Raw genomic sequence first — 8628 nt, forward strand, 5'->3', positions numbered from 1 at the left:
GCTGTCCTGATCAGCCCCGCGCGTTCGTTCCGAGGAACTCCAGGACCAGCTCGACCACCGCGCCGGGGAACTGGACGTGCGGGTAGTGCCCCGCGCCGTCGATCATCTCGAGCCGCCCGAGTCCGTGCGGCAGCGCGGCCAGGATCGCTTCGCCCTCGGCGCGCGGGTCGACCCAGTCGGGGTCCAGCGATCCCTGGACGACGAGCACGGGGCACCGGACGTCACCGAGGCGCGCCCCCGCGTCGGCGGCCGACGACGTGCCCATCTTCTGCACGACCTTCATCCGGCCGGGCCTGCTCAGGTCCGCCTCGATCGAGGCGAGGTGCTCGGCGTAGCCCGCGGGCCGCGAGCCGGGAAACGCGTGGTCGAGGTAGCGCAGCCACTTCGGCAGGCTGCCGGTCAGGCCCATGCCCACGAGCAGCAACGCTCCCTTGCGATACCGGGCATGGGTGAACAGACCGCCGAGGTCCGGCTTCTGCGCACGGGTGAAGGGCCCGACCTGCACGATGGCACTGACCAGCTCGGGCTCCTGCGCGGCCGCGACGGTGACACCGCCACCGGCGAACGAGTGCCCCACCAGCACGGCGGGCCCGCCGAGGTGCCGGACCACGGCGAGCAGGTCGGCGCCCGAGTCCGTGCGCGTGTAGGACGGCCAGTCGGCGCTGGACTCCCCGTGCCCGCGCTGGTCGACGTTGGCCACGCGGTACCCGGCACCGACCAGCTGGGTCGCCACCTCGCGGAAGGCCTCGCGGTTGTCGCCCATGCCGTGCGCGAGCACGATCAGCGGCCCCTCCCCGGCCACGTCGTAAGCGATCCGTCCACCCGCGAGTTCCAGGAACTCCGTCATCACTGTCCCACTTCGTTAGCTAATGTGCGTCTTCTAAAAGCTAATGCCATTAGCCTACTGGAGTCAAGCAGCAGTTTCCGCGGGATGTGGTGGTCCAGCCGTTCGGCGCCGGTGACCGGCCGATCGGCCGAGGAGATCAACTGCCGTTGCCGTCCAGGGTGAGTTCCATGAAGACAGTGAAGATGCTCGGGCCGGTGCTCGCCGTGGTGGCGGCGCTCGTCCCAGGGGTCGCCACGGCCGAAACGCTGCAGTGGCGGCTGTGCAGGGACGTGACCACCTGGTCGCAGGACGACGAGCGCACCGAGTGCGCCATGGTGACCGTGCCCCTCGACTACGCCGCGCCCGGCGGCCGCACCATCGACATCGCGATCAGCAGGATCAAGGCCAGTGGCACCAGGACCGGCGTCGTGCTGCTCAACCCCGGCGGCCCCGGCGGTTCCGGCATGGGCCTGCCCCGGGAGGTGCTCGCGTCCCAGGCCGCCGGTATCGGCGTGCACCACGACCTCATCGGCTTCGCGCCGCGCGGAGTCGCCTACAGCGGCGGAGTGAAGTGCGAGGACGACCGGACCCAGCCGGATCCCTCCCTGCCGGACAAGGAGAGGGAACGCTTCATCGCCGAACGCGACGGTCGCAACCACCAGCGCTGCGTGGCAGCCGACCCCGAGTTCGCGCGCAACCTGAGCACGATCACGATCGCGCGGGACGTGGACCGCATCCGCCAGGCGCTCGGCGAGCAGAAGATCAGCTACTACGGCATCTCCTGGGGCACCGCGCTCGGCGCGCAGTACCGGACCCTGTTCGACCAGCACGTCGACAAGATGCTGCTCGACTCGGTGATGCAACCGCGGCTGAGCATGCTGGAGCTGGACAGGGGAAAGCTGACCGCGAGGGAGAACACCTTCCACGAGTTCACCGCGTGGCTGGCCCGCGGCAACGACGTCTACGGCTTCGGCGCCACCGCGGCCCACGTGCGACAGGCACTGCTCGACCTGCGCGCCCGGCAGACCCGCCGCGTCGACGCCTTCGACGGCCAGATCACCTCCCCGCGCCGAGGTTGGTCCGCCGCCGGCCGCTGGCTGGTGGCCTTGCGCGACGGCACGCCGAAGCCTCCGACGGCGCAGGGCGAACCCGCCGCGTTCGGCTGGGACACCGACGTGCTCGGGTTCAACCCGTTCCAGCAGACCTCGGTGTTCTGCAACGACTCCGGCGGCACCCGCGACTTCGACGAGATCTGGCAGCACCGCCTCGACCTGCTCGAGGACCTGCCGATCGCGGGCCGCTACCCCTACGACGACGTCCGCTGCGTCGGCTGGCCGCTGCCCGCGACGCCCTGGCAGTTCAGCGCGGGCACCAGCCCGTTGCAACTGGTCGGGCACCTCTACGAGTCGATCACCCCGATCGGCTGGGCACGCGAGATGCGCACTCGGATCGGCGGGACGCTGCTCACCGTCGAGGACGACGAGCACGGGTCGTTGATGGACCTGCCGTGCGCGGCCAAGGCCGTCGAGTTCTTCGACACGGGCAGGACCAGCGACGGCTCCTGCCCCGGCGCTCCGATCCCGGCCGCCAGCCGCTGAGCACCGGCGGCGAACGCCTGCCCGCGGCCCTCCTGCGGCGGCAGCGAGGTGAACGGTAACAATTCGGTTGAGCCGATGAACCCCGCTGTACGTACTCCCGTTCATGCGCCGCTTGAACGAGGAGTACGTATGACGCACCGCGTGACGGACAGACGGAAGTTCCGCCTGATCGCTTCGTTGTCGGCGGTGGCCGTGGTCGCGGCGGGCACCGCGACGGTGGCGTTGGCCGCCAAGGACGGTGAGCCCGCGCCGCTCGGTGCTTTCGTGCCCATCGAGCGGGTGGACAAGAACGTCGTCAACCCGAAGGTCGGCAAGAACGGCGCCGGTGGCGTGTTCACGGTCGACTGCGGCACGAACGAGAACGGCAAGTTCAGTGCCGACAACCCGGTCGCCCAGCCGGGTCTGAAGCACGGTGCCCAGCACGTCCACGACTTCGTGGGCAACCTGTCGATCAGCGCGGAGTCGACCGACGACAGCCTGGTCGACTCGGAGACGACCTGCCGCAACGGTGACCGCTCGTCCTACTTCTGGCCGGTCGTGCGCGTCAACCCCAAGGCCAACCCGCAGGACGTCGGCTCCGACCCCGGCAAGATCAAGGAGAACGGCCCCGGCGAGGTCGCGTGTCCGGGCGTCGCCCAGCGCCTGCCCGCCGTTCCGCAGCGGGTGCGCGACGAGGTCATCCGCAACCTCCAGCAGCTGGCGCAGCAGCTCAGGGAAGCCAACGACCGGGTGGCGCGCGCCCAGAACCCCGGCGACCCGAACTTCGTCAACAACACCGTTCTCGGCCCGCTGCGCAGCAAGCGGGTCGCCACCCTCGACCGCATCGCGAACGCCCTCAGCCGGTCAGCGCGCAAGCCGAACCTGACGCCGCTCGCCGACTGCGACCTGCGGTGGGGCCACGGAGGCGGCCACGGCGACCACTCGTCGAAGCCCCACAAGTTCGCCGCGGACGGCGTTCTCCAGCAGGCCGAGCAGAACGGCGCCGAGCAGGACGCCGCCACGCCGACGATCAAGTGCCCGTCGGCGCGCGAGGCACTGCCGGGCGTGCCGGACCAGGCCCTGGACGAGGTGGACGGCAACCTCGACCAGCTGGACAAGCAGATCGCCGAGGCCAACCAGCGACTGGTGACCACCAAGGGCCAGGGCGGCGCGAACTTCATCGACAACGCGATCCTTGGGCCGCTGAAGGACAAGCGGGCCGCGACCCTCGACCGGATCGCGATCGCGATCGGGCGCAACGCCGAGAAGCCGCAGGGGCTGGACCGCCTCGCGAAGTGCGGTCTCAACGAGGGCGACGAGGGCGGCAACGAGAACAACGGCAACAACAACAACGGCGGCAACAACAACAACGGCGGCAACAACGGCGGCAACAACAACGGCGGCAACAACAACGGCGGTGCCACCACCACGACCGTCGCCCCGCCGCCCCTGGCCGCTCCCACCGGCAAGAACCTGGAGCTCGTCGGCAACAACGGCAAGATCGTCCGGCCGGCCGAGGTGAAGATCGAGTACCGCGGCAACGCGACCAGCAAGGTCACGGGCATGCCGAAGTTCCTGAAGATGGTCACCGGTGACGCCAAGCCGACCAGCCGCGGCCCCGCCAACGCCCGCGCCACGTGGACCTGCAGCGGTTTCGAGGACCGCCTGTCCGACAAGTACGTGATCTGCCCGAACGGCAGCAAGGTCACGCGCGTGCACAACTTCGCCGGTTGCTGGGACGGCAAGAACGCCGACAGCGCCAACCACCGCGACCACGTCCGGTTCGCCGACAAGCAGACCGGCGCGTGCCCGCAGGGCTTCAAGGCCATCCCGCAGCTGCGGATCAGCATCTCCTACAGCATCTCCCGCGACGTCCAGCAGAAGGGCCAGTACCAGCTCGACGCGTTCCCGGAGGAGAACCACAACCCGTTCTCCGACCACAACGACTTCGCCAACGTCAACTCCGACCAGACGATGGCGAAGATCGTGAGGTGCGTGAACGACGGGCGCAAGTGCACCTGACCCACGCCTGACCCACAACGGGGCGCCTCCGCGGACCTGAGGTCCGCGGAGGCTCCCCGTTGGCGTGAACCCATGAAAAACAGAGAAGCAGGTCGAGACGAATCTCGACCTGCTTCTCCGATGTACGCCGCCAGGGACTCGAACCCCGGACCCGCTGATTAAGAGTCAGCTGCTCTAACCAACTGAGCTAGCGGCGCTTGTTTGTGTGCCGGTAACTTGCCGTTCCGACGTGGAGAACGTTAGCACACGGCTGACGCGCGCTCCCAATCAGCTGGTCAGCACCCGTTTGGCGGTGCATCGGCCACGTAACGATCCGGCCACTTGCGCAACTTCGGGGTACCTCGTGTCGTCACCTAATCGGGGGACGCCCAAGCGACTTAGTGCAGGCAGTCTCGGGAGTGGCGACGAGCAGATCGGAAGTACGTCGATGGGGATGTGGGGCAGGCGCGGTCGTGGGGTGGTCACGGCGGGACTCGCTGTGATGCTGATCGCAGGCTGTTCGGGTGGCGGCGAGGGGGCGAGCATCGCCGCCGGAGGGGAGTCGAGCTCCGCTCCTCCGCCCGCGAAGCCCGTGACGTTGACGCTGGCGCTGAACAACGGCGCTGCCGACGTGTCGCCGGGGCTGCCGGTCATCGCCACGGCGGCCGACGGGAAGCTCAACGACGTCAAGCTGTTCAACGGCGACGGCAAGGCCGTCGAGGGGAAGATGAACCCCGAGGGCACGCAGTGGACCAACACCGAGCCGCTGGGGTACTCGAAGACGTACAAGATGGTCGCCACGGCCACGGGCGAGGACGGCAAGCAGCAGGTGAAGGAGTCGACCTTCACCACCGTGAAGCCGCGCACGCTGACCTACGTGTCGACGAACCCGCAGGACGGCACCACGATCGGCGTGGGGCAGCCGCTGGCCTTCTACTTCGACGAGCCGGTGGCCGACAAGGCCGCGGCCGAGAAGATGCTGGAGATCACCACCGAGCCCAAGGTCGAGGGCGCCTTCTACTGGTTCAACAAGAAGGAGGTGCACTGGCGTCCCGAGAAGTTCTGGAAGCCGGGCACCAAGATCACGATGAACATCAAGGTCTACGGCAAGCACATCGGTGACGGCATCTACGGCCAGGAAGACCGCACGATCACCACGACGGTCGGCGACGAGGTCATCTACGAGGCGGACGGCCAGACCCACCAGGTCAACGTCAAGGTCAACGGCCAGGTCGTGCGCACCATGCCCACGTCGATGGGCAACGCGGCCAACACCACCCCCACCGGCACGTACGTGCTGATGGAGAAGCACGACCACATGATCATGGACTCGACGACGTACGGCCTCGCGCTGGAGAACGGCGGCTACAAGACGCCGGTCGACTGGGCGTACCGCATGTCGAACAGCGGCATCTTCTTCCACAGCGCGCCGTGGTCCGTCGGTGACCAGGGGCACCGCAACGTGAGCCACGGCTGCCTCAACCTGTCGCCGGAGAACGCCAAGTGGGTGTTCGACAACAGCAAGCAGGGCGACGTCGTCACGGTCGCCAACTCCGGCGGTCCCGTGCTGGAGTCGTGGGACGGCTTCGGCGACTGGCAGGTGCCGTGGGCGACCTGGGTGCAGGGCAACCGCTAGAGCGTTCAGGACTTCAGGACACCGTCACCTGGCCGGCTTCCACGGTCAGGTGACGGTTCACCCGGACGGATTCCAGCATCCGGCGGTCGTGCGTCACCAGGAGCAACGTGCCGGTGTAGCTCTCCAGCGCCTGCTCCAGCTGCTCGATCGCGGCCAGGTCGAGGTGGTTCGTCGGCTCGTCCAGCACGAGCAGGTTCACCCCGCGGCCCTGCAGCAACGCCAGCGCCGCCCGCGTCCGCTCACCCGGTGACAGCGAGGCGGCGGTCCGCATCACGTGCGCCGCCTTCAGGCCGAACTTCGCGAGCAACGTCCGCACGTCGGCCGGCGTCATCTCCGGCACCGCCTCCTCGAAGGCGTCCACGAGCGGCAGGTCGCCCAGGAACAGGCCGCGCGCCTGGTCCACCTCGCCGACCACCACGCCGGACCCCAGCGTCGCGTAGCCCGAGACCGGCTCGACGCGTCCCAGCAACGCGGCCAGCAGCGTCGACTTGCCCGCGCCGTTCGCCCCGGTGATCGCGACCCGGTCCGCCCAGTCGATCTGCAGGTCCACCGGGCCCAGCGTGAACGACCCGCGCCGCACCACCGCCGCCCGCAGCGACGCCACGACCGCACCGGAACGCGGGGCCGCGGCGATCTCCATCCGCAGCTCCCACTCCTTGCGGGGTTCGTCGACGACGTCCAGCCGTTCGATCATCCGGTCGGTCTGGCGGGCCTTCGAGGCCTGCTTCTCCGTGGCGTCGGCGCGGAACTTGCGGGCGTTCTTGTCGTTGTCGCCCGCCTTGCGCCGGGCGTTCTTCACGCCCTTGTCCATCCACGCCCGCTGCATGCGCGCACGGGCCTCCAGCGAGGCCTTGGTGTCCGCGAACTCCTCGTAGTCGTCACGGGCGTGCTGACGGGCCCGTGACCGTTCCTCCAGATAGGACTCGTAGCCGCCGCCGTAGAGGCGCACGGCGTTCTGGTGCAGGTCGAGCTCCAGCACGCTGGTCACCGTGCGGGCCAGGAACTCGCGGTCGTGCGACACCACCACCGTGCCCGCGCGCAGCCCTGTGACGAACTTCTCCAGCCGCTCCAGGCCGTCGAGGTCGAGGTCGTTGGTCGGCTCGTCCAGCAGGAAGATGTCGTAGCGGCTGAGCAGCACAGACGCCATGCCCGCCCGCGCCGCCTGGCCGCCGGACAGCGACGTCATCAAGGCGTCCAGGCCCACGGTCAGGCCCAGGTCCGCGACGACCTCCAGCGACCGTTCCTCCAGGTCGGCGCCGCCCAGCGCGAGCCAGCGGTCCAACGCGTCCGAGTAGCCCTCGTCGTTGCCGGCGGTCAACGCCTCGGTGGCACGGTCCAGGTCCGCCTGAGCTGCGGCGACACCGGTCCGGCGGGCCAGGAAGTCGCGCACGGTCTCGCCGGGGAGACGCTCCGGCTCCTGCGAGAGGTGCCCCACGTTCGCGGAAGGCGGGTTCATCGACACGCGACCTTCCTCGGCGGGAATGAGGCCGGCCAGCGTCCGCAACAGGGTCGACTTGCCCGCGCCGTTCACGCCGACGAGCCCGATGACGTCGCCGGGAGCGACCACAAGGTTGAGGCCGGAAAACAGGACGCGATCCCCGTGACCCGCGGCGAGATCCTTGGCGACGAGCGTGGTCATGAAGTCTCCGGCAACCAGTGGATGGGGGTCCGGGGGCTTGCCCCCGGCGTGGGGTCTGGGGGCTCGGCCCCCAGGAAACACAACGAAGCCGGATTGCGTTCGCGCTTTCCGCGAACACAATCCGGCTTATCCGGGTGAGTGACGGGACTTGAACCCGCGACACCTGGGATCACAACCCAGTGCTCTGCCAGCTGAGCTACACCCACCATCACCGGTCGTTGACCGGCAGAGGAAGCATAGCAATGACAGCTACTGATATTGAAATCGGGGGTCAGTCGGTGTTCTTGAGCAGCTCAGCGGCCACGGCCTGGGCCTGCTCGGTCGTCGGACCCGGCTGCGGCACGAACGCGGTGCGCCGGTAGTACGCGAGCTCCCGGATCGACTCGATGATGTCGGCGAGCGCCCGGTGCGCGAGACCCTTGCCCGGCTGCGCGTAGTAGATGCGCGGGTACCAGCGCCGGCACAGCTCCTTGATCGACGACACGTCGACCATCCGGTAGTGCAGGTGCGCGTCCAGCGCGGGCATGTCGCGGGCGATGAAGCCGCGGTCCGTGGCGATGGAGTTGCCGGCCAGCGGTGCCGTGCGCGGGTCCGGGACCCACTCCTTGATGTACGCCAGCACGGCCGCCTCGGCCTCTTCCACCGACACCGCGGAGGCACGCACCTCTTCTGTCAGGCCCGACTTGGCGTGCATCTCCATGACGACTTCCGGCATCGAGGCGAGCACGTCGTCGGAGGCGTGGATCACTATGTCCACGCCGTCGCCGAGCACGTTGAGCTCGGCGTCCGTGACCAGTGCCGCGATCTCGATCAGAGCGTCCTTGCCCAAGTCGAGTCCGGTCATCTCGCAGTCGATCCACACCAGACGATCCATCACGCCGGAAACATTACTGCGAGGGGCGTCAACTTCGAGTGGCGGCGTGCGGCAACCTGGTTACGCTCCTCGTGC

General features: G+C 68.8%; 6 protein-coding genes and 2 tRNA genes. 3 read left to right on the plus strand and 5 right to left on the minus strand.

The features are described 5' to 3' along the window. Window positions 1-10 precede the first annotated feature (10 nt). The gene (locus VM306_RS30210; protein ID WP_325521150.1) at window positions 11-847 is read right to left on the minus strand and encodes an alpha/beta hydrolase; all 837 of its coding nucleotides are present in this window, start codon (window positions 845-847) and stop codon (window positions 11-13) included. A 167-nt stretch (window positions 848-1014) separates the two neighbouring features. Between VM306_RS30210 and VM306_RS30215 the strand changes: the two genes are divergently transcribed. Together VM306_RS30215 and VM306_RS30220 are read left to right on the plus strand one after the other, a co-directional pair. Beyond that, on the plus strand, window positions 1015-2424 hold the full coding sequence (locus VM306_RS30215; RefSeq protein ID WP_325521151.1) for an alpha/beta fold hydrolase: 1410 nt from the start codon (window positions 1015-1017) through the stop codon (window positions 2422-2424). A gap of 141 nt (window positions 2425-2565) precedes the next feature. Then, on the plus strand, window positions 2566-4425 hold the full coding sequence (locus tag VM306_RS30220; RefSeq protein WP_325521152.1) for a DUF1996 domain-containing protein: 1860 nt from the start codon (window positions 2566-2568) through the stop codon (window positions 4423-4425). 123 nt (window positions 4426-4548) lie between these two features. Here the strand turns inward: VM306_RS30220 and VM306_RS30225 are convergent. Further along, window positions 4549-4622, minus strand: a tRNA-Lys gene (locus tag VM306_RS30225). Window positions 4623-4906: 284 nt separating this feature from the next. Here VM306_RS30225 and VM306_RS30230 point away from each other — a divergent pair. Further along, complete coding sequence (locus VM306_RS30230; protein WP_325521156.1) at window positions 4907-6040, plus strand: L,D-transpeptidase; 1134 nt, start codon at window positions 4907-4909, stop codon at window positions 6038-6040. Between the two features lie 13 nt (window positions 6041-6053). Here the strand turns inward: VM306_RS30230 and VM306_RS30235 are convergent, their stop codons facing one another. The 3 genes from VM306_RS30235 to orn all read right to left on the minus strand — a co-directional run bounded on the left by VM306_RS30235 (window position 6054) and on the right by orn (window position 8556). Beyond that, window positions 6054-7679 (minus strand): ABC-F family ATP-binding cassette domain-containing protein, encoded by a 1626-nt coding sequence (locus VM306_RS30235; RefSeq protein ID WP_325521153.1) that lies wholly within the window; start codon window positions 7677-7679, stop codon window positions 6054-6056. A 133-nt stretch (window positions 7680-7812) separates the two neighbouring features. Next, a tRNA-His gene (locus VM306_RS30240) sits at window positions 7813-7885 on the minus strand. A gap of 65 nt (window positions 7886-7950) precedes the next feature. Continuing rightward, a complete protein-coding gene (gene orn, locus VM306_RS30245; protein WP_325521154.1) occupies window positions 7951-8556 on the minus strand; it encodes an oligoribonuclease in 606 nt (201 codons plus the stop codon). Between the last annotated feature and the right edge of the window lie 72 nt (window positions 8557-8628).

This window comes from Lentzea sp. (assembly GCF_035525475.1).
In the GTDB taxonomy this organism is placed as follows: domain Bacteria; phylum Actinomycetota; class Actinomycetes; order Mycobacteriales; family Pseudonocardiaceae; genus Lentzea.